At 76.0% G+C, this 19,988-nt stretch carries 14 protein-coding genes; 10 read left to right on the plus strand and 4 right to left on the minus strand.

The window, feature by feature from the left end; all coding sequences use genetic code 11:
- Window positions 1-19: 19 nt before the first annotated feature.
- The 4 genes from ACFVQZ_RS19490 to ACFVQZ_RS19505 all read left to right on the plus strand — a co-directional run bounded on the left by ACFVQZ_RS19490 (window position 20) and on the right by ACFVQZ_RS19505 (window position 7,775).
- Window positions 20-1,549 (plus strand): hypothetical protein, encoded by a 1,530-nt coding sequence (locus ACFVQZ_RS19490; RefSeq protein WP_030493679.1) that lies wholly within the window; start codon window positions 20-22, stop codon window positions 1,547-1,549.
- Window positions 1,546-2,097, plus strand: coding sequence for a hypothetical protein (locus ACFVQZ_RS19495; protein ID WP_383624209.1), 552 nt, complete (start codon window positions 1,546-1,548; stop codon window positions 2,095-2,097). The genes ACFVQZ_RS19490 and ACFVQZ_RS19495 overlap by 4 nt, the downstream gene beginning before the upstream one ends.
- Window positions 2,094-3,011, plus strand: coding sequence for a hypothetical protein (locus ACFVQZ_RS19500; protein WP_030493681.1), 918 nt, complete (start codon window positions 2,094-2,096; stop codon window positions 3,009-3,011). The genes ACFVQZ_RS19495 and ACFVQZ_RS19500 overlap by 4 nt, the downstream gene beginning before the upstream one ends.
- Before the next feature lie 84 nt (window positions 3,012-3,095).
- Complete coding sequence (locus ACFVQZ_RS19505; RefSeq protein WP_030493682.1) at window positions 3,096-7,775, plus strand: hypothetical protein; 4,680 nt, start codon at window positions 3,096-3,098, stop codon at window positions 7,773-7,775.
- A 136-nt stretch (window positions 7,776-7,911) separates the two neighbouring features.
- Here ACFVQZ_RS19505 and ACFVQZ_RS19510 read toward each other — a convergent pair whose 3' ends face one another.
- The gene (locus ACFVQZ_RS19510) at window positions 7,912-8,256 is read right to left on the minus strand and encodes a hypothetical protein (RefSeq protein ID WP_383624213.1); all 345 of its coding nucleotides are present in this window, start codon (window positions 8,254-8,256) and stop codon (window positions 7,912-7,914) included.
- 511 nt (window positions 8,257-8,767) lie between these two features.
- Here ACFVQZ_RS19510 and ACFVQZ_RS19515 point away from each other — a divergent pair.
- Genes ACFVQZ_RS19515 through ACFVQZ_RS19530 form a run of 4 tightly spaced genes read left to right on the plus strand, consistent with a single transcriptional unit; the run spans window position 8,768 to window position 13,064 of the window.
- Window positions 8,768-11,614 carry a nitrate- and nitrite sensing domain-containing protein gene (locus tag ACFVQZ_RS19515; RefSeq protein ID WP_383624216.1) on the plus strand — a complete coding sequence of 949 codons (2,847 nt, stop codon included), beginning with the start codon at window positions 8,768-8,770 and terminating at the stop codon, window positions 11,612-11,614.
- Entirely contained in the window at window positions 11,611-12,054 is a 444-nt protein-coding gene (locus ACFVQZ_RS19520; protein ID WP_030493685.1) for a roadblock/LC7 domain-containing protein, read from the plus strand. The genes ACFVQZ_RS19515 and ACFVQZ_RS19520 overlap by 4 nt, the downstream gene beginning before the upstream one ends.
- Window positions 12,055-12,064: 10 nt before the next feature.
- Window positions 12,065-12,478 carry a DUF742 domain-containing protein gene (locus ACFVQZ_RS19525; protein ID WP_030493686.1) on the plus strand — a complete coding sequence of 138 codons (414 nt, stop codon included), beginning with the start codon at window positions 12,065-12,067 and terminating at the stop codon, window positions 12,476-12,478.
- A complete protein-coding gene (locus ACFVQZ_RS19530) occupies window positions 12,459-13,064 on the plus strand; it encodes an ATP/GTP-binding protein (protein ID WP_030493687.1) in 606 nt (201 codons plus the stop codon). Before ACFVQZ_RS19525 ends, ACFVQZ_RS19530 begins: the two co-directional genes overlap by 20 nt.
- 89 nt (window positions 13,065-13,153) lie before the next feature.
- On the opposite strand, the gene ACFVQZ_RS19535 is transcribed toward ACFVQZ_RS19530, so the two are convergent.
- Window positions 13,154-13,978 carry a M15 family metallopeptidase gene (locus tag ACFVQZ_RS19535; RefSeq protein ID WP_383624221.1) on the minus strand — a complete coding sequence of 275 codons (825 nt, stop codon included), beginning with the start codon at window positions 13,976-13,978 and terminating at the stop codon, window positions 13,154-13,156.
- Window positions 13,979-14,037: 59 nt separating this feature from the next.
- Here ACFVQZ_RS19535 and ACFVQZ_RS19540 point away from each other — a divergent pair, with 59 nt between their 5' ends.
- A complete protein-coding gene (locus tag ACFVQZ_RS19540; protein WP_030493689.1) occupies window positions 14,038-14,556 on the plus strand; it encodes an NUDIX domain-containing protein in 519 nt (172 codons plus the stop codon).
- Window positions 14,557-14,559: 3 nt separating this feature from the next.
- Here the strand turns inward: ACFVQZ_RS19540 and ACFVQZ_RS19545 are convergent, their stop codons facing one another.
- Window positions 14,560-15,345 carry a DUF4253 domain-containing protein gene (locus tag ACFVQZ_RS19545; RefSeq protein WP_383624224.1) on the minus strand — a complete coding sequence of 262 codons (786 nt, stop codon included), beginning with the start codon at window positions 15,343-15,345 and terminating at the stop codon, window positions 14,560-14,562.
- Between the two features lie 68 nt (window positions 15,346-15,413).
- Entirely contained in the window at window positions 15,414-17,762 is a 2,349-nt protein-coding gene (locus ACFVQZ_RS19550) for a glycoside hydrolase family 31 protein (RefSeq protein ID WP_383624227.1), read from the minus strand.
- A gap of 213 nt (window positions 17,763-17,975) precedes the next feature.
- Between ACFVQZ_RS19550 and ACFVQZ_RS19555 the strand changes: the two genes are divergently transcribed.
- Window positions 17,976-19,955: an acetoacetate--CoA ligase gene (locus ACFVQZ_RS19555; protein WP_383624230.1), complete on the plus strand. Its 1,980-nt coding sequence runs from the start codon at window positions 17,976-17,978 to the stop codon at window positions 19,953-19,955.
- The last annotated feature ends 33 nt before the right edge of the window (window positions 19,956-19,988 follow it).

The following is a 19,988-nucleotide window of genomic DNA, read 5'->3' on the forward strand; positions in this document are numbered from 1 at the left end:
AGGACCTACTCTGTGCACCGTGACTTCGCCTGCCTCGACGGACCTCGCTCCGCCCCAGCTCAGCGCGGGGCCGCGCCCCGCGCAGGGGCCGGCCGCCGACGAAGGGCTCGCGCGGCGCCTGCGCGCGCTCGCGTGCACCGCGCCGCTGCACGACCTCGACGCGCGCAAGGCCAACCTCGCCGGCGAGTACACGGTCTACGCGATGGCCGAGGTCGCCCTCGCCGCCATCGACCTCGTCACGCTCCACATGGACTTCGACACCGGCGCCGACCACGACCAGGTCGTCGCCCGGCTGCTGCCCCGCGTCGCCGCCCAGGCGCCCGAGCGCCCGGCCGCCGAGCACGAGCGCGTGGCCCGCTGGGTCCTGGAGAACCTGATCAACGTCGGCAGCGTCGACCGCGGCTTCCGTGCCGTCTACGGCACCTTCGGCACCGACGGCGTGTACGTCCGCCGCGACTACGACTTCAAACTCATCGAGGAAGTCCCCGGCTACGGCGGCACCGTCTGCCTCCGGACCACCGACGAGGCCGTCAACGTGCTCGTCGGCGCCCTCGACACCGACGTCACCAGCGCCCAGATCGCCGCCGAGGTGAAGCTGGAGGTCCTCATCAGCCGGGGCCGCCTCGCCGACGCCCAGCTCGCCGCCGAACAGGCCCGTTACCGGACCGTGCAGTACGCCGAGACCCTCCGCAGGACCCTGGAGGCCACCCGGCGGAACGTGCGCGCGGTGGACTGGCTCCACAGCGTCCCCGACATGATCGCCGAGGCGCTCGACCACGTCGCCGACCGCTACCGCCACGAGAACGCGATCCTCACCAACATCCGCAAGGCCCGCGACGAGGCCGAGGAGCCCGAGCACAAGCGCCGCGCCGCCGAGCTGGTCGACATCGTCAAGGACTGCATCCGCCGCCACACCCAGCTCCAGTCCCGGCTCCTGGAGGCCGGCCCGCTGTTCCGCGCGGAGCAGGACCGGCAGGCGTTCGCCGCCCCCACCCGGTACACCGGCCTCGACCTGTACGGGCAGCTCGTCGCGCCCGTGCTGCCGCTCCCCGTCGAGCGGGCCACCCGCGTCACCGACGCCTTCTTCGCGCGCGGCACCGGCCTGCGCACCCCCGCCTCGGTCCGCCTCGGCGACCTCGTGGACCTGCTGCTCACCCCGCCGGTCGAGCGCGAGCACCTCGGCGCGGAGATGCCCGAGCCGGACCTGATCGCCACGCCCGACGACTCCCGCTTCAGCGAGCGGCAGCTCGCGGACGCGCTCGCCCTGCTCGACCTGGAGCACGACGCCCCGCGCCGGCTCTCCGGCCTGCTCGCCGAGGCCCGCGCCACCGGCGGCGAGGACCTCGCCTACCTGGTGGCCCTGCTGGCCGTCCACGCGGCCAGCCCGCCGGTCGGCACGGCCTACCGGCAGGGCGAGGAGCGGCTGCTCTTCGCCGTCGACGACGGCACCCCGCTGGACGACCCCGGCTTCGGCGGCGCCGACCTCATCGTCGGTACGGCGCTGCTCGACGCCGCCGGCATGGCCGCCGACCGTACGGAGGCGACGTGACGTACGTCTCCGACGCCACCTCGACGGCCCCCGGCCCCGCCCAGGGCCCCGCCGCGCGCCGCGCGATGCGCGCGTGGCTCCCCGACCCGGAGGCCGTACTCCACCTGGCCCCCGCACCGGCCCCGCCGCCCGAGCCCGAGCCGACCGTCGAAGCCGCCGAGCCCGCGCCGGCCACCCAGCCGGGCCCCGGCCCCGGCAGCGCCACCACCCCCGCGCCCGCCGCCCCCGGCCCCCGTCTCCTCGCGCCCTTCGTGGACTCGCCCGCCGCCGGGGCCGCCGCCGAACCGGCCGCGTGGGCGCGGCCCGGCGACGGGCCCCGCCTCGGGGCCGTCCCGCTGCCCGAGGCGCCCCGGGCGGCCGGGCGCCGCCGCGCGCTGCCCTCGGTCCGCGCCGTACGTCTCGGGGGCGCGCCGCAGGAGCCGGCGCCCGCGCCGGGCGAGGCGCCCGCGCCGCCCGCCGCCGTCACCCCCGTGCCGCTGCCCCTGCCCCGGGCCGCCGGCACCGCAGCCGTACCGAACGAGAGCCGCACCGAGGAGCCCCAGCCGTGAGCGACGTCCAGCACACCGAGTACGACGGGCACCCGGACGCGTGGAGCGAGCAGGAGTCCCCCCGGCCCCCGGCCGCCGCCCCCGCCTCCGGCGGCGTCACGCCGGCCGACGCCGCCGACGCCGCGCGGCTCGTCTCCTTCGGCCTCCAGCCGAAGCTGCTGCCCGCCCGCGACGCCGAGTACGCCGAACTGCTGCGCCGCTACCAGGAGGACCCGGCCTTCGCGCGGCTCGCCGACGCCGTCGCGACCGGCCTCGGCCTGATCGTCCTGGAGGTCTCCCCGCGCGCGGGGATGGCCGTCACCGCCGGCGAGGACTCCGTCTTCGCCGTCCGCATGGGCGACTACGCCCGCCGCGCCAACACCGACTCCGCCGACCGCTTCCTGCACGGCCTCGCGCACCTCGCCGTCGCCGCGATGGCCTTCCCGCGCCCCGAGGACCTCGCCGACGACGCGTACATCGGCCGGCTCACCGTCAACGGCGTCGACTCCTTCGTCCGCCAGGCGTGCCTCCGGCTGGAGCAGCGCGCCGAGGAGCAGGGCGAGAACACCGACCCGGCCTCCGACGCCCCGGGCCTGGAGGCCGCCTGGCGCGTCTACGCGCGCCGCAGCACCACCGGCGCCACGAAGGACGCCCGCCGTCTCGCGGGCTCCACCACCGGCATCGTCGCCAAGGCCGTCGCCTTCCTCACCGACTCCGGCTTCCTCCAGCGGACCGGCGACGAGAACGGCGGCTCGTACCGCACCACCGCCCGCTACCAGCTCCAGGTCCGCGACATGGCCGGCTCCGCCGCCCTGGCCGAACTCCTCGACCTCGGCATCGTCCCCGTCAGCGACGGCACCGCCACCCTCGTCCCGCCGCCCGAGGGCGACGACCTGCACCTCGCCGCCGACGCCGGCCTGCCCTTCCACGCGTAACCCCACGACCTCCCGCGTCCCCCGGGCCGCCGCGATCCCGCCCCACCGAACTTCCCGAGCACGAGAGCACGAGAGTCCCTCGCCATGTACGAGCTGTCCCGGGTCCGCCTCTACTCCATCGGCCCCGCCGGCGCCCGCTACGCCGACACCGTCCTGGACCTGCGCGGCGTCGGCGCCCCCGTGCCGAACCCCGCCCCCACCCAGGCGGAGTTCTTCGAGGAGGAGCCCGTCGGCCCGCCGCGCCGCCCCGCACCCGCGGGCGTGCTCTTCTTGGAGAACGGCGGCGGCAAGTCCGTCCTCCTCAAGCTCATCTTCTCGGTGATGCTCCCGGGCCACCGCAACACCCTCGGCGGCGCCAGCTCCGGCGTGCTCCGCAAGTTCCTGCTCGCCGACGACTGCGGCCACGTCGCCCTGGAGTGGCAGCACACCCTCACCGGCGAACTCGTCGTCGTCGGCAAGGTCAGCGAGTGGCGCGGCCGGCAGGTCTCCAACGACCCGCGGAAGTTCGCCGAGGCGTGGTACTCCTTCCGCCCCGGCCCCGGCCTCAGCCTGGACAGCCTCCCGGTCGCCGAGGCGACCTCCGTCCGCCCCGCCGCCGAGGGCGCCTCCGGCGCCACCGGCCGCCGCCGCACCATGAAGGGCTTCCGCGACGCCCTCACCGACGCCGGGAAGGCGTACCCGCACCTCGACGTGGTGTGGGAGGAGATCCACGACCGCTGGAACGAGCACCTGGGCGAGCTCGGCCTCGACCCCGAACTCTTCCGTTACCAGCGCGAGATGAACGCCGATGAGGGCGAGGCCGCCGGCCTCTTCGCGGTCAAGAAGGACTCCGACTTCACCGACCTCCTCCTCCGCGCGGTCACCGACACCCGCGACACCGACGGCCTCGCCGACCTCGTCGGCGGCTTCGGCAACAAGCTCGGCCGCCGCGCCGAACTCACCGCAGAACGCGACTTCACCGCCGGCTCCGTCGACCTCCTGGGCCGCATCGTGGACGCCGCCGGAACCCGCGCCCACGCGCGCGAGGTGCACGCCGCCGCCGAGCGCCGCACCCGCACCCTCGCCCGCCGGCTCTCCGGCCGCGCCGCCGCCGAGCGGGCCCGCGCCGCCGAACTGGCCCAGCAGGTCACCGCCGCCGGCCACGCCGTGTCCGAGGCCGAGACGGCCCGCGAGCGCAGCGCCCTCATCGCCGCCGAACTCGCCTACCGGCACGCCTCCCTGGCGCTCGCCGCCGCCGAGAAGGGCGCCGCCGCGCAGCGCCGCGAACTCATCGAGGCCCGCACCCTGCACTCCGCCTGGCAGGCCGCCGAGTCGGTGCTCCGCCACCGCGCCGCGAGCGACCGCTCCGCGCGCGTGGCCGCCGCCATCCGCGAGGCCGAGCGCGACGCCGCCCCGGCCCTCGCCGCCCGCGCCAAGGCCGCCGCCGACCTCGTCCGGGCCCTCGCCGCCGCCGCCGAGGAGGGCGAGCGGCACGCCGCCGAGGAGGAGGAACGGTCCACCGCCCTCCAGGAGGCGAGCGAGACCGCCCACCGGGACGCCACCGCCGCCGCCACCGAGGCCCAGCGGGCCCGCAGCGAGGCCGGGCACCTGCGCCAGCGCCTCGCCGAGGTCGAGCAGGAGACCGCCGAGGCCGTCCGGGCCGGCTGGCTTGACGACTCCGCCCCCGACGCCGACCCGGCCCGCGCCGCCCTCGCCGCCGCCGACGCCGAGAAGACGACCGTCGCCGCCTGGGACGCCGCCCGCGAACTCGCCCGCACCGCGAGCGACCGCGCCCGCGAGGCCGCCGCCGCCGAGTCCCGCGCCGAACTCGCCGCCGCCCGCGCCGCCGACGCCGCCGAGGCCGCCGGCAACGCCTACGACGCCGAGCGCCGCGCCGCCGAGGCCCTGGCCGCCGAGGAACGCCTCGCCGAACTCCTCGGCCTGCCCGGCGCCGGATCCCCGCTGCCCGGCCAGCGCGCCGCCGGCACCGGCGACGACACCCCCGACACCGCCGCCACGCCCGACCGGACCGACGGGGAGTCCGATGCCCAGGCACCGCTCTCCGTCACCGACTTCGACCGCTACGCCGAGGAACTGCGCCGCCTCCTCGACGGCGCCGTCTCCGCCGCCGAACGCCAGCTCTTCGACCTGCGCACCGCCGCCGCCGACGACTCCCGCATCCTCGGCGCCCTCGGCGACGGCGGCCTGCTGCCGCCCGGCCCGGACGTCCTCGCCACCGTCGAGTTCCTCGGCGAGCACGGCATCCCCGCCCTCCCCGGCTGGCGCTACCTCGCCCAGTCCGTCGACCCCGCCGACCACGCGCGCGTGCTCGCCGCCCGCCCCGAACTCGTCGACGGCGTCGTCATCACCGACCCCGTCTCGTACGGGCGCGCCCGCGAGGCCCTGGCCTCCGCCGCCCTGCTGCCCCGCTCCGCCGTCGCCGTCGGCACCGCCGCCGCCCTCCTCGCCCCCGTACCGCCGCAGGACGGCGGCGACACCGGCGTCTTCCTCGTGCCGCCGAACCCGGCCATGCACGACGAGCACGCCGCCGACGAGGAGCGGCAGGCGCTGCGCGCCCGGGCCGCCGCCCGCGACGAGGAGATCCGCGCCCTCGCCGCCCGGCTCGCCGGCGACCGCGCCCTCGCCGCCCGGATCGGCGCCTGGCGCGCCGACTGCCCGCCCGGCATGCTCGCCGAGCTCGCCGCCGTCGCCGCCACCGCCCGCGAGACCGCCGAGACCGCCGCCCGCGCCCTCGACGAGGCCCGCGCCGCGCGCGCCGAGGCCGAGGAGGCCGCCGCCGAGGCCCTGGCGGTCCGCGACGAGCGCCAGGAGGCCGCCCAGCGCGCCCGCCGGGTCGCCGACGCCCTCGCCGGTCTCGCCTTCCGGCTCCGCGAGCGCTCCGCCTGGCAGGCGAAGCTCCGCGAACTCGCCGACGACGCCGCCGAGGCCGAGGCCCGCGCCCAGACCTGCCTGGAACGCGCGCGTGCCGCCGACGAGGACCGCCGGGCCGCCCAGCGCGCCGCCGACGACGCCCACCGCACCGCCCGCGCGCTGCGCGCCGAGCGCGCCGAGATCGCCGGCGCCCCCGAACAGCTGCCGGAGCAGGACCCCGACGCGCCCCGCGCCGCGCTGCCCACCCTCCGCGAGGCGTACCGGGCCGCCTCCCAGGTGTACGAGAAGGTCGGCGTCGGCGCGGACCTGCGCGCCGAGCAGGCCCGCGCCGAGAGCGACGAGTCCGCGGCCCTCGCCGAGCTGGACCGGCTGACCAACAAGGTCCGCACCCGCGCCGAACAGCTCCTGGAGTCCACCGACGGCGCCGACGGCCCGTCCCGGCAGGCCGCCGCCGCCCGCGCCGAGTCCCTGGTGCAGATGCTGGAGACCCGCGCCTCCGAGGCGAGCGAGAAGCTCGGCCGGCTCCGCGGCGAGTCCGAGCGGCTGGCCCCCGAGGACGGCGAGGCCCACACCGAGCTGCCGGAGGAGCTGGTCCCGGCCGACGCCGACCAGGCGCAGGCCCTGCTGCGTACCGCGACCGCCGAACTCGCCGCCCGCAGCGACGCCCTGGAGGCGGCCCGCGCCGCCCACGCCGGGCTGCTGCGCGACCACCGCGCCGCCGAGGACGCGGCCGGCGGCTTCGACGAGACCGCCGCGCTCCTCCGCGACCTGCTGCGCGACCACGCGGAGGAGGAGCAGGAGGAGCAGGAGCCGTACCCGGGCACCCTGGTGGAGGCCAGGACGACGGCCGGCGAGGCCCGCCGGGCGCTGCGCGCCTGCACCGCCGAACTGTCCGCCGCCGACGCGTCGGTGCGCGAGGCGAGCGACATCCTCGTCCGGCACGCCAACGCGACCCGCTACGAGCAGGTCCGCACCCCGGCCCGGCTCCAGATCCGCGAACTGCCCGCCTCCGCGCTGCCCGAGCACGCGGCGAAGTGGGCGGAGGCGTTCGCGCCCCGCCTGCGGGTCCTCACCGACGAGCTGGCCCAGCTGGAGCGCAACCGCGACTCGATCGTGGACCGGCTGCGCGGCCTGGTGGAGAGCTCCCTCGCCACCCTCCGCTCCGCCCAGCGGCTCTCCCGCCTCCCGGACGGCCTGGGCGAGTGGTCCGGCCAGGAGTTCCTGCGGATCCGCTTCGAGGAGCCGGACCAGGCGACCCTCACCGAGCGGCTCGGCGAGGTGGTCGACGAGGCGACCCGCGCCGCCGTGAAGAAGAACTCCGACCTGCGCCGCGACGGCATGTCGCTGCTGCTGCGCGGGGTGCAGGCGGCGCTCGAACCCAAGGGCGTCGCGGTCGAGATCCTGAAGCCGGACGCGGTGCTGCGCGCCGAGCGGGTGCCGGTCGGGCAGATGGGCGACGTGTTCTCCGGCGGCCAGCTGCTCACCGCGGCGATCGCGCTGTACTGCACGATGGCGGCGCTGCGCTCCAACGACCGGGGCCGGGACAAGCACCGGCACGCCGGCACGCTGTTCCTCGACAACCCGATCGGCCGGGCCAACGCCACGTACCTGCTGGAGCTCCAGCGGGCGGTGTCGGACGCGCTCGGCGTCCAGCTGCTGTACACCACGGGCCTGTTCGACACCACGGCGCTCGCCGAGTTCCCGCTGGTGATCCGGCTGCGCAACGACGCCGACCTGCGGGCCGGCCTGAAGTACATCAGCGTCGAGGAGCACCTGCGGCCGGGGCTGCCGCAGCCGTCGGGGGAGGGCGAGACGATCCACGGCGAGATCACGGCGACCCGCATGTTCCGCCGCCACCAGGACGAGGAGCCGAGCCTGGCACCCGCGCCGTAGCCACGGCGACCCCGCCACCCGCACCGTGGACACGGCGCCCCCGGCACCCGCGCCGTAGACACGACGAAGGCCCGGACCCCGCAAGGGCCCGGGCCTTCCGCCAGTCCGGGTTCTCCCGGTCGTCGGAGGCGCGCCGTCAGGCGACCCGCTCCTCCGCGACCCGCTCCCGGCGCGCCCCGTAGGCGCTGCTGCTCGGCTCGGAGACCACGCCGTTGCGCTGCCGCCACACCTGGCGGGTGATCCAGATGTCCAGCACGCTCCAGGTGGCCACGACCGTCGCGGCGACCGCCGCGATCGTCATCGGCACGGCCAGCCACGAGCCGGTGACCGAGGTGAGGAAGGCGACGACGGCGAGGATGATCGTCACCGAGGTGAACATCACCGCCCGCACCGCCGCGTTCCGCACCGGGTCCGGCATCCTCCGCAGTCCCCGCGTGTCCTCCACCCACAACGGACGCGCGGTCCGCGTCTCGTCATCCATGTCCTGTCACTCCCCAACCGCACGACGTTCCCAGGGATGGCTGCCCGGTTCCGGTGATTCCACACGGCGCGCGGCGCGGCCGGCCGGGCCGCGCTCGGTCCGGACACGGTCCGTGCCCGGCCCGTGTCCGGACCGAGCGATTCCCCGTACTTCATGACGCTCTGGACAGGGAAAAGGTTTCCCCACCGCACCGCACCGCACCGCACCGCACAACGCGACCGGAACGAACGATTCCAGCCATTGCGCCCACGACGGAAACCCGACGGGAAATCGCGCACCCTTGCGTGTCCTGCGCCACAGTGGCCGATGCGAACTTCTGGAATACCAGGACATCTCATGATCAACGCTCACTCGACAGGCTGAAAATCGCCCAGACACACCTTCGAGATGGTCGCGATGCAGTAGTAGGCTCGCGCCGCCGTTTGTTGAAACCGAAGGTTGACGCGCCGTGTTGACGCGGCGACGCCGTTCGAGGGACCTCCGTGCCGCGGAGACCGTACTGGGGGAGGCCATGCGCTTTCGCGGGAAGTCCATCCGCCGGAAGATCGTGGCGCTGCTCCTCGTACCGCTCGTCTCCCTCACCGGCCTCTGGGGCTTCGCCACCGTCCTCACCGGACGCGAGGCGGACCAGCTCCTCGACGTCGGCTACATCGTCGACAAGGTCGGCTACCCCATCGAGGACACCGCCCGCGTCCTCCAGCTCGAACGCCGCCAGTCCCTCGTCTACCTCGCCGACCCCCGCGGCTCCGAGGCGCTCGCCCAGCTCCGCGAGGCCCGCCTCGCCACCGACCGGCAGATGGACCGCATCCGCGCCAACGCCGAGGACCCCGGCGTCCGCGAGGAGATGCGCCCGGTCACCACCCAGAAGCTCAACTCGCTCCTCGCCGCCTTCGAGGAGATCACCTCCCTGCGCCGCTCGATCGAGAAGCGCAGCATCGGCCGCCTCCAGGCGCTGGAGTTCTACAACCGCCTCGTCGACCCCTGCTACAGCTTCCTCGTCACCCTTCACGCGCTGGAGAACGTCGAGATGGACAAGCAGGGCCGCGCCCTCGTCGGCATCACCCGCGCCCGCGAACTCCTCTCCCGCGAGGACGCCCTGGTCCTCTCCGCGCTCGTCGCCGACCGCGTCACCGCCCAGGAGGTCCGCGCCGTCTCCGACCTCGTCGCCGTCCGCAAGCAGACGTACGAGGTCAACCTCGAACTCCTCCCCGCCGCCGAACGGCAGCGCTTCGAGCAGTACTGGCGCAGCCCCGAGACCGCGGCCCTGCGCGCCGCCGAGGAGGCGTTCGTCACCGAGGGCCCGACCGAGCGCCCCCGCTCCGCGACCCCGGCCCACTGGCAGGACGAGGCCAGCCCCGTCCTCGACGAGCTGGCCCGCGAGAACACCGCCGCCGGCGACCGCTACCAGGACCGCGTCCAGCCCGCCGCGTACAGCGTCCTGCTCAAGGCGGGCGTCGCCGGCGTCCTCGGCTTCCTCGCGCTGCTCGCCTCCGTCGGCATCTCGGTCCGCGTCGGCCGGTCCCTCGTCCGCGACCTGCGCCGCCTCCAGAAGGAGTCCCAGGAGGTCTCCGGCGTCCGCCTGCCCAGCGTCATGCGCCGCCTCGCCGCCGGCGAGCACGTCGACGTCGAGACCGAGGTCCCGCACCTGAAGTACGGCGAGGACGAGGTCGGCCAGGTCGGCCAGGCCCTCAACACCCTCCAGCGCGCCGCCGTCGAGGCCGCCGTCAAGCAGGCCGAGCTGCGCCGCGGCGTCTCCGAGGTCTTCGTCAACCTCGCCCGCCGCAACCAGGTCCTGCTCCACCGCCAGCTCACCCTGCTCGACACCATGGAGCGGCGCACCGAGGACACCGACGAACTCGCGGACCTCTTCCGCCTCGACCACCTCACCACCCGCATGCGCCGCCACGCCGAGGGCCTGGTGATCCTCTCCGGCGCCGCCCCGTCCCGCCAGTGGCGCAAGCCCGTGCAGCTCATGGACGTGGTCCGGGCCGCCGTCGCCGAGGTCGAGGACTACGAGCGCGTCGAGGTCCGCCGGCTGCCCCGGCTCGGCGTCGCCGGCCCCGCCGTCGCCGACCTCACCCACCTCATCGCCGAACTCCTCGAGAACGCCACCGTGTTCTCGCCCCCGCACACCGCCGTCCAGGTCCTCGGCGAGCGGGTCGCCAACGGCTTCACCCTGGAGATCCACGACCGCGGCCTCGGCATGAGCCCCGACGTCCTGCTCGACGCCAACCTGCGGCTCGCCGAGACCCCCGAGTTCGAGCTCTCCGACACCGACCGCCTCGGCCTCTTCGTGGTCAGCCGGCTCGCCCAGCGCCAGAACGTCCGCGTCTCGCTCCAGACCTCCCCGTACGGCGGCACCACCGCCGTCGTCTTCATCCCGGCCGCGCTGCTCACCGACGCCCCCGAGACGCAGGGCGCGGGCTTCCGCCTGGACCGCGCCTCCGCCGACCCGCGCACCGCCGGCGGCGACCCGCACCACGCCTCCGGCGGATCCCGTACGACCTCCGGGGCGGTGGCCGGCGTGCTCGGCGACGCCCCGCTCCCACGGCGCCGCCCGGCACTCGCGCGCGTGCCCGACCTGGCGGACGAGACGGGCCCGGACGGCGGCCCCGCCGCACCGCAGGGCCGCCCGCTGGACGGACCGGTCGAACTGGAGCCGCCGTTCGACCCCGAGGACGTCGAGACCCTCCTCGACCGCTCCGCCGACCTCCTCGACGAGGACAGCGAGCGCGGCGGGCTCTTCCGCCCGCAGCGCCGCCGCACCGGCCTCGTCCCCGCCGGCGAGCAGCACCAGCAGGCCCCCGACCAGGCCGAGGACTGCCGGGCCGGCGACGACCCGGCGGGCGAGGACGGCACGCGGGACCCGCTGCCGCTGCCGCGCCGCCACCAGCCGACCCTGGTCGTCGACCGCGGACGCCGGCTCGACGAGCCCGGCCGTGCCCACCCCGCCCCCGGACCGGACCGCCGCACGGCGCCCCGCCCGACCGGACCCACCCTCGTCCCCGTGCGCCCGGAGGGCACCGAGACCCGCCCGGCGCCGGCCCCGGGCGCACCGCCGGCGGGCGGGCCCGCCCCGGCCCCCACGCTCGACGGGCTGCCGCGCCGGGTCCGGCAGGCCAGCCTCGTCCCGCAGCTCCGCGAGACCGGGCAGCCGGCCGACGCCCCGGCCGGTGACCGCGCCGGAGACCGCCCCGCCGAGCGGCCCGCCGCCGACGACGCCTTCGAGCGGGACGCCGAGGAGGTGCGGGCCCGCATGGCCGCCATGCAGCGCGGCTGGCAGCGCGGCCGCCGGGACGGCACCGCCCAGGACGACACCACAGCACACGGAACGACACCCGAGGGGGACGGTCGATGACCGCACCGAACGCCGCAGCAAGCACCAGCAGCTCCGTCCAGGGCAACGGCGAGCTGAACTGGCTCCTCGACGAGCTGGTCCAGCGCGTCGCCGCCATCCGCAAGGCCCTGGTGCTGTCCAGCGACGGCCTGCCCACCGGCGCGTCGAAGGACCTCAGCCGCGAGGACGGCGAGCACCTGGCCGCCGTGGCCTCCGGCTTCCACAGCCTCGCCAAGGGCGTCGGCCGCCACTTCGAGGCGGGCCGCGTCCGGCAGACCGTGGTCGAACTGGAGGACGCCTTCCTCTTCGTGACCGCCGCCGGCGACGGCAGCTGCCTGGCCGTCCTCGCCGACGCGGACTCCGACGTCGGCCAGGTCGCCTACGAGATGACCCTCATGGTCAAGCGGGTCGGCACCCACCTCGGCACGGCCCCCCGGACCGGTCTGTCCACGGGAGGGTGAGCCGCCCCGCATGAGCGACGCAGCCGAGCGCGGCCGGCCGACGGCCGCACCCCACCACTGGTACGACGACGAGGCGGGACCGGTCGTCCGTCCGTACGCGATGACCCGCGGCCGGACGAGCGCCGCCGGCCGCCACCGGCTCGACCTCATCGCCGTGGTGGTCCCCGAACCCGCCGCCGACGACCCCGGCCGCGACCAGTCGCTCTCCCCGGAACACGTGGAGATCGTCGAGCGCTGCTCCGAACAGCCCCAGTCGATCGCCGAGCTCGCCGCCGGACTCGACCTCCCCGTCGGGGTGGTCCGGGTCCTGGTCGGCGACCTCGTCGACGAGGAACTCGTCCACGTGACCCGCCCCGTTCCGCCGGCCCAGCTGCCGGACGTGAGCATCCTCCGCGAGGTGATCAATGGCCTTCGGGCGCTCTAGCCGCAGGAAGCCCGCCGTCGAGCCGGTGACCCTGAAGATCCTGGTCGCGGGAGGCTTCGGGGTCGGCAAGACGACCCTGGTCGGCGCCGTCAGCGAGATCCGGCCGCTGCGGACCGAGGAGGTCCTGACCGAGGCCGGCCGGCCTGTCGACGACCTGCACGGCGTCGAGTCCAAGACGACCACCACGGTCGCCATGGACTTCGGCCGGATCACGCTCCGCGAGGACCTGGTCCTGTACCTGTTCGGCACCCCCGGACAGGACCGCTTCTGGTTCCTGTGGGACGAGCTGGCCCAGGGCGCGCTCGGCGCCGTCGTGCTCGCCGACACCCGCCGCCTGGAGGACAGCTTCGCCGCCATCGACTACTTCGAGCGGCGCGGCATCCCCTTCACGGTGGCCGTCAACTGCTTCGAGGGCGCCCGCCGCTACCCCACGGAGACCGTCCGGGCGGCGCTCGACCTCGACCCCGAGGTCGAACTGGTGATGTGCGACGCCCGCGACCGCGAGTCGGTCAAGAACGTCCTCGTCGCCGTCGTCGAGCACGCCCTCGTCCTCGCCGACCGGAACCCCGCCCCCGTCGCGACCTGAGCCGGAGGCGCCGGGGCCGCCACGCGCACGCGTACCGGCCCCGGCACCCCCGCGCCCGCCCTCGGCGGTTCCCCGGGACGGGCACGGCGTCAGTGCCCGGCCACCGACCGGCGTGCCACCGGGAAGTCGAAGAACGTCGAGGGGAACGGCTCCGGACGGAACGTGAAGTGCCACCACTCCTCCGGAAGGTTCACGAACCCCTCCGCCTCCAGCACCCCCTTCAGCAGCTGCCGGTTCGCCCGCTGCGCCCCCGTGATCCGCGGGTCCTCGGTGTGCGACAGCGTGTCGAAGCAGTCGTACCCGGTCCCCATGTCGACCGAGCTGTCCGGGAACCGCTCCCCGTACGGCGCGGTGCACGACGTCAGCTCCTCGCCCGGCACGTACGGGCGCGTGGGCGCCGCCGGCAGCCGCACGACCGTCAGGTCCACCGTCGAACCCCGGCTGTGCCCGGACTTCTCCGCGATGTACCCGTCCGCGAACAGCCGCTCCTTCGCCACCCGCGGATAGAACTCCGCCTTCATCCGCTCGTCCGCCAGGTCCTCCGCCCAGCGCACGAAGTGGTCCACCGCCCGCTGCGGCCGGTAGCAGTCGTACACCTTCAGCGAGTAGCCCCGCGCCAGCAGCCGCGTCTGCGCCCGGCGCAGCGCCTCCGCCGCCGGCCGGGTCAGCAGGCACAGCGGCTGCCGGTAGCCGTCGACCGGCTCGCCCACGAAGTTGTGGGCGGTGGTGTACCGCATCTCCTGGAGGATCGTCCGGTCCACCGCGTCCAGCGCCACGAACTCCCGGGGAGCCTTCGGCTCCGGCACGGCGACGGCGGGGGAGACGGCGGGCGGGACGGCGGAACCGGCGACCGCGAGCAGCGCGGCGGCACCCGTCACGGCGAGGGCACGGAAGACAGAGGCGAGTCCAGTCATGCGCACCGGGTCTACCAGTTCCGCCCCCGCCGGGAAAGCCCCTCGCGTACGGTCCCCCCGTGACCGACACCGAACCCGTCCCGCACTCCCACTGCTCGGCCTGCGGCGCCCGCTACCCGTCCGGCACCACCGGCTGGCCCCGCACCTGCCCCGCGTGCGCCACCACCGCCTACCGCAACCCCCTCCCGGTGGCCGTCGCCCTGCTCCCCGTCACGGGCCCCGAGGGCACCGGCCTGCTCGCCGTCACCCGTGCCATCCACCCCGGCCACGGCGGCACCGCCCTCCCCGGCGGCTTCGTCGACCACGGCGAGGACTGGCGCACCGCCGTCGTCCGCGAACTGCGCGAGGAGACCGGCGTGACGGCCGACCCGGACGCCGTCCGGCTCGCCGACGTCCTCGGCTCCGCCGACCACCTGCTGGTCTTCGGGCTCCTCCCGCCCGTCGCCGCCGACGCCCTCCCCGCCTTCACCCCGACCCCGGAGACCTCCGCCCGGCTCGTCGTCCCGGAACCGCGCACCCTGGTCTTCCCCCTCCACACCGAGGCCGTGCGGAAGTGGTTCGCGGGCGCGTACGGCTGACGCTCAGTCCCACCAGAAGGTCCACACGTCCGCCCCCACCAGGTGCTCCGCGTACGCCGCGAGGTCCTGCACCGACCCCTGCCACACGTTGTCCGGGCAGAAGGCGAAGTGCTCGGCGGCGATCGGCAGCGCCTCCTCCAGGGTGGCCGGGGGAGCGGCGACGGACAGCCGCAGGGTGGCGAACCCGACCGCGAACACCCGCGCCCCGAAGCGCCGCTCCCAGTCGGCGACGACCGCGGCGATCTCCGCCGTCTCCGCGTGGTTGACCGGCCCCGACCAGCCCGCGGCGGCGAGCGCCTCCGCCCCCGACGCGGCCTCGACCAGCCCCAGGCGCGCCTCCCCGCCGAAGGACAGGAACACGTCCGCGTGCTCCGCCGCGAGCCCGTCGGGGTCCTCCGCGGGCGTCCGCCCCGGCGCCAGACCCGGCCAGACCAGGCCGTACGGGGCGGTGACGCCGACGTCGTCACCGCCGTCGTCATCGTCGTCCGAGACGCAGTCGTCCCACCAGCGGGCCAGGACCGCCGCCGGCTCGTGGTCGGCGGGCCGGGACGTCCCGGCGAACAGCTCCCCCGACCCCCACGGCCGGAAGTCCGCCCCGTCGCCCAGCGGTTCGAGCAGCAGCGGCCACAGCCCCGTCCGCGGGTGCGCGGCCCGTATCCGCCCCCACACCCCGAACGGCGCGGGCCCGTCGCTCAGCCACAACGACGGCGCCCCGCCGTCCCCTTCGACCGTCACCACACGCCCGGCGGGCAGCCGGACGTCCTCACCCCGCAGGCTTTCCAGATCCATGCCCCGGATGCTAGGCGAGGGGTCCGACAACGCCTCCGTCGTCACTTCCGCCCCTCACGCCCGCCCTCTCACACCCCCCGCACCCGCACCGGCAGCCCCGGCTCCACCGGCCCCTCCTCCGTCACCCGCTCCACCACCACCCGGCCGTCCACGAGCCGCGACTGGTAGCGCTCGATCTCCGCCGGCTCCCAGCCGTCGCCGGTGTCCCGCACCACGAGCCCCCCGCCCGTCCGGCCCGCCGCCGGCGCCCACACCTCCAGCTCCAGGCCCCCGTCCCTGCCGCGCACCGGCAGCACCGCGCCCGCCCGGGCCAGCACCGGCACGCGCGCGAGGGGCGCGTCCAGCAGCACCTGACCGGGGCCCTCGTACGCCGCGCCGGTCGCCGTGTCGTACCACCGGCCGCGCGGCAGCCGCACCGCCCGCCGGTCCTGCCCCCGGTGCAGCACCGGCGCCACCAGCAGCGCGTCGCCCAGCAGGAAGGCGTCGTCGCACTCCCGCAGCGCCCGGTCCTCCGGCGTCGCCCACCAGACGGGCCGCGCGTACGGCGCCCCGGTCAGCCGCGCGAGCCGCGCCAGGGTCACGAAGTACGGGTGCAGCCGCTCCCGTTCGGCCAGCGCCACGCGCGCGTGCTCCAGCACCTCCGGCCCGAACTCCCACGGCTCGCGCCGTCCCGCGTCCAGCGCCGCGTGCGTCCGGAACAGCGGCAGCCAGGCACCCAGCTGGAACCAGCGCAGGTACAGCTCCGGCGTCGGGCTGCCGTCGAAACCGCCCACGTCCGGCCCCGAGTACGGCACCCCGCACAGCCCCAGGCCCAGGACCAGCGCGAGCGAGGCCCGCAGCCCCGGCCAGCCGGTCGTCACGTCGCCGGACCAGGTGCCCCCGTACCGCTGCATCCCCGCCCAGCCCGAGCGCGAGAACAGGAACGGGCGCTCCCCGGGCCGCAGCCGCCTCAGCCCCTCGTACCCGGCGCGGGCCATGAGGAGCCCGTACACGTTGTGCGCCTCCCGGTGGTCGCCGCCCCGCCCGTCCAGGTGGTGCCGGGCCGACCGCGGGAGCGTCGGGTCGCCGAACGCCGCGAACGACACCGGCTCGTTCATGTCGTGCCACACCCCGGCGAAGCCCTGCCGCAGCCGCTCCTCGTACAGCCCGCCCCACCACTCCCGCACCGCCGGGTCCGTGAAGTCGGGGAAGGCGCACTCCCCGGGCCACACCAGCCCCCGCACCTCCTCGCCCCGCGCGTCCCGTACGAACGCCCCGGCCGCCCGCCCCTCCTCGTACAGCACGCTCCCCGGCTCGGCCGCGACCGCCGGGTCCACGATCGACACCAGCCGCACGCCCTGCCCGCGCAGCTCCTCCGCCAGCCCCGGCAGATCGGGGAACCGCTCCCGGTCCACCGTGAACACCCGGTGTCCGTCGAGGTGGTCGATGTCCAGGTGCACCGCCGACAGCGGCAGCCCCCGCTCGCGGTACCCGGCCACCACCCGCCGCACCTCCGCCGCGCTCCCGAACCCCCAGCGCGCGTGCTGCGGCCCCAGCGCCCACGCGGGCGGCAGCGCCGGCGCCCCCGTCAGCGCGGCCCAGTGGTGCAGCACGCGCGCGGGGGTCCCGACGACCACCCAGCAGCGCAGCGGCCCGCCCTCCATCCGCACCTCGCTGGTCCCGGGCCGGTCGTGCCCCGACCCGGCCCCCTCCTCGCCCTCCGCGAGGGTCACCCGCCCGTCCCAGGAGTTGTCGTGGAACGCCAGGTGCGTCCCCGCGTCCGCGACCACGAACTGCACCGGCATCGTCAGGTACAGCGGATCGTCCTCCGGCCCGAACCGCCCCTTCGGGTCCGTGTTCCACAGCCGGTACGTGCCGTTCCGCAGCCGCGGCCCCGACGCCCGCCCGCCCAGACCGAAGAACCGCGCGTCCGCCGGCACCTCCGCCCGCTGCGCCCACCGCGCCGGACCCCCGCCCACCGGCTCCCACCAGCGCGGCGGCAGGTCGCGCCGCAGCATCACACCGCCCGGCGTGCGGATCTCCACCGCCCCGTGCCGCGACACCGCCACCGTCACCCGCTCCGACACGATCCGCCAGCCGCCGTCCGTGTCCGGCTCCAGCACCGCCCGCGGGTCCGGCTCGGGCGCCGCGCCCGCCAGCGCGTACGACGGCTCCGGACCGGCCCCGTCCCACCCCCAGAACACCGTGCCGCCCACCGACACGCACACCCGCAGCGACGACCGCGCGAACCGGACGAGCCCCCCGCCCGGCAGCGGCTCCGCCCCCTCCGCGGGACCCGGCACCCGGGCCCGCTCCGCCCCCCGGGGCGGCAGCGCCGCGGCGTCCGCCCGCCGCTGCCGCCACGCCGCCCGTACCGTCCTGAGCCCCTGCACCGAACCGAACACCCTCACCGAACGCACCCGTCCACGACCGTCCATGCGGCTCACCCTGCCACCCACGAGCGGCGTCTCGAGCCGCGTTCAACTGCCGTTCACCCGTGGTGGGAGCACATGTTCAACCGGCCGACCACCGGCGGGCGGCCCTGGTGCGAACGCCGCTCCCATGGCATCGTCCTGTCAGCCGCGTCACGCGCACACCCCCGCACGTGCGCGCGACACACGCCGACCCGCGTACAGCCAGGGAGCCACCCGATGACAACTGCGCCGACCGAGCCGACCGAGCCGCTCTGGCAGCCGGACGAGGAGCGCATCGCCCACGCCGCCGTCACCCGCTTCCAGGCGTGGGCCGCCGAGCGCCACGGCGCCCCCGCCGACGGCGGATACCCGGCGCTGCACCGCTGGTCCGTCGAGGAGCTGGAGACCTTCTGGCAGGCCGTCGCCGAGTGGTTCGACGTCCGTTTCGCCACCCCCTACGCGCGCGTGCTCGGCGACCGCTCCATGCCGGGCGCCGAATGGTTCCCCGGGGCCACCCTCAACTACGCCGAGCACGCCCTGCGCGCCGCCGCCGACCGCCCCGGCGCCACGGCCCTCCTCCACGTCGACGAGACCCACGAGCCGGCCCCGATCACCTGGGCCGAACTCCGCCGCCAGGTCGGCTCGCTCGCCGCCGAGCTCCGCGCCCTCGGTGTCCGCCCCGGCGACCGCGTCAGCGGCTACCTCCCGAACGTCCCGCAGGCCGTCGTCGCCCTGCTGGCCACCGCCGCCGTCGGCGGCGTCTGGACCTCCTGCGCCCCGGACTTCGGCGCCCGCTCCGTCCTCGACCGCTTCCAGCAGGTCGAGCCGGTCGTCCTCTTCACCGTCGACGGCTACCGCTACGGCGGCAAGGAGCACGACCGCCGCGACACCGTCGCCGAGCTGCGCGCCGAACTCCCCACGCTCCGCGCGGTCGTCCACATCCCGCTGCTCGGCACCCCCGCCCCCGAGGGCGCCCTCGACTGGGCCGGCCTGGTCGCCGCCGACGTGGAACCGGTCTTCGAGCAGGTGCCGTTCGACCACCCCCTGTGGGTCCTGTACTCCTCCGGCACCACCGGCCTGCCGAAGGCGATCGTCCAGTCCCAGGGCGGCATCCTGGTCGAGCACCTCAAGCAGCTCGGCCTGCACTGCGACCTCGGCCCCGACGACGTCTTCTTCTGGTACACCTCCACCGGCTGGATGATGTGGAACTTCCTCGTCTCCGGCCTCCTCACCGGCACCACCGTCGTCCTGTACGACGGCAGCCCCGGCTACCCGGACACCGGCGCCCAGTGGCGCGTCGCCGAACGCACCGGCGCCACCCTGTACGGCACCTCCGCCGCCTACGTGATGGCCTGCGCGAAGGCCGGCGTCCACCCCGGCCGCGACTTCGACCTGTCCGCCGTGAAGTGCGTCGCCACCACCGGCTCCCCGCTGCCGCCCGACGGCTTCCGCTGGCTCCACGACGAGGTCCGCGAGGACCTGTGGATCGCCAGCGTCAGCGGCGGCACCGACGTCTGCTCCTGCTTTGCCGGAGCGGTCCCCACCCTCCCGGTGCACATCGGCGAGCTCCAGGCCGCCGGCCTCGGCACCGACCTCCAGGCGTGGGACCCGTCCGGCAAGCCCGTCACCGGCGAGGTCGGCGAACTCGTCGTCACCAACCCCATGCCGTCCATGCCGATCCACTTCTGGAACGACCCCGACGGCAGCCGCTACCGCGACAGCTACTTCGAGATGTTCCCCGGCGTGTGGCGGCACGGCGACTGGATCACGATCACCGACCGCGGCTCGGTCGTCATCCACGGCCGCTCCGACTCCACCCTGAACCGCCAGGGCGTCCGGATGGGCAGCGCCGACATCTACGAGGCCGTGGAACGGCTCCCCGAGATCCGCGAATCGCTCGTCATCGGCCTGGAGGAGCCGGACGGCGGCTACTGGATGCCGCTCTTCGTGCACCTCGCCGAGGGCGCCACGCTGGACGACGACCTGATCGCCCGGATCCGGACCACGATCCGCACCGAACTCTCGCCGCGGCACGTCCCCGACGAGATCATCGAGGTCCCGGGCGTCCCGCACACCCTCACCGGCAAGCGCATCGAGGTGCCCGTCAAGCGGCTCCTCCAGGGCACCCCCCTGGAGAAGGCCGTCAACGCCGGCTCCGTCGACGACCTCGGCCTGCTGCGCTTCTACGAGTCCCTGGCCGCCGCCCGCCGCGGCTGACACGGCAAAGGGGCGCCCCACGCGGGGCGCCCC

Source organism: Streptomyces sp. NPDC057854 (assembly GCF_042797055.1).
Classification (GTDB): Bacteria; Actinomycetota; Actinomycetes; order Streptomycetales; family Streptomycetaceae; genus Streptomyces.

Coding starts and splice junctions, on each gene's coding strand:
- ACFVQZ_RS19520 (WP_030493685.1), top strand. CDS start 11,611: ATGACCGCACCGAACGCCGCAGCAAGCACCAGCAGCTCCGTCCAGGGC.
- ACFVQZ_RS19530 (WP_030493687.1), top strand. CDS start 12,459: ATGGCCTTCGGGCGCTCTAGCCGCAGGAAGCCCGCCGTCGAGCCGGTG.
- ACFVQZ_RS19535 (WP_383624221.1), bottom strand. CDS start 13,978: ATGACTGGACTCGCCTCTGTCTTCCGTGCCCTCGCCGTGACGGGTGCC.
- ACFVQZ_RS19505 (WP_030493682.1), top strand. CDS start 3,096: ATGTACGAGCTGTCCCGGGTCCGCCTCTACTCCATCGGCCCCGCCGGC.
- ACFVQZ_RS19545 (WP_383624224.1), bottom strand. CDS start 15,345: ATGGATCTGGAAAGCCTGCGGGGTGAGGACGTCCGGCTGCCCGCCGGG.
- ACFVQZ_RS19525 (WP_030493686.1), top strand. CDS start 12,065: ATGAGCGACGCAGCCGAGCGCGGCCGGCCGACGGCCGCACCCCACCAC.
- ACFVQZ_RS19515 (WP_383624216.1), top strand. CDS start 8,768: ATGCGCTTTCGCGGGAAGTCCATCCGCCGGAAGATCGTGGCGCTGCTC.
- ACFVQZ_RS19510 (WP_383624213.1), bottom strand. CDS start 8,256: ATGGATGACGAGACGCGGACCGCGCGTCCGTTGTGGGTGGAGGACACG.
- ACFVQZ_RS19550 (WP_383624227.1), bottom strand. CDS start 17,762: ATGGACGGTCGTGGACGGGTGCGTTCGGTGAGGGTGTTCGGTTCGGTG.
- ACFVQZ_RS19555 (WP_383624230.1), top strand. CDS start 17,976: ATGACAACTGCGCCGACCGAGCCGACCGAGCCGCTCTGGCAGCCGGAC.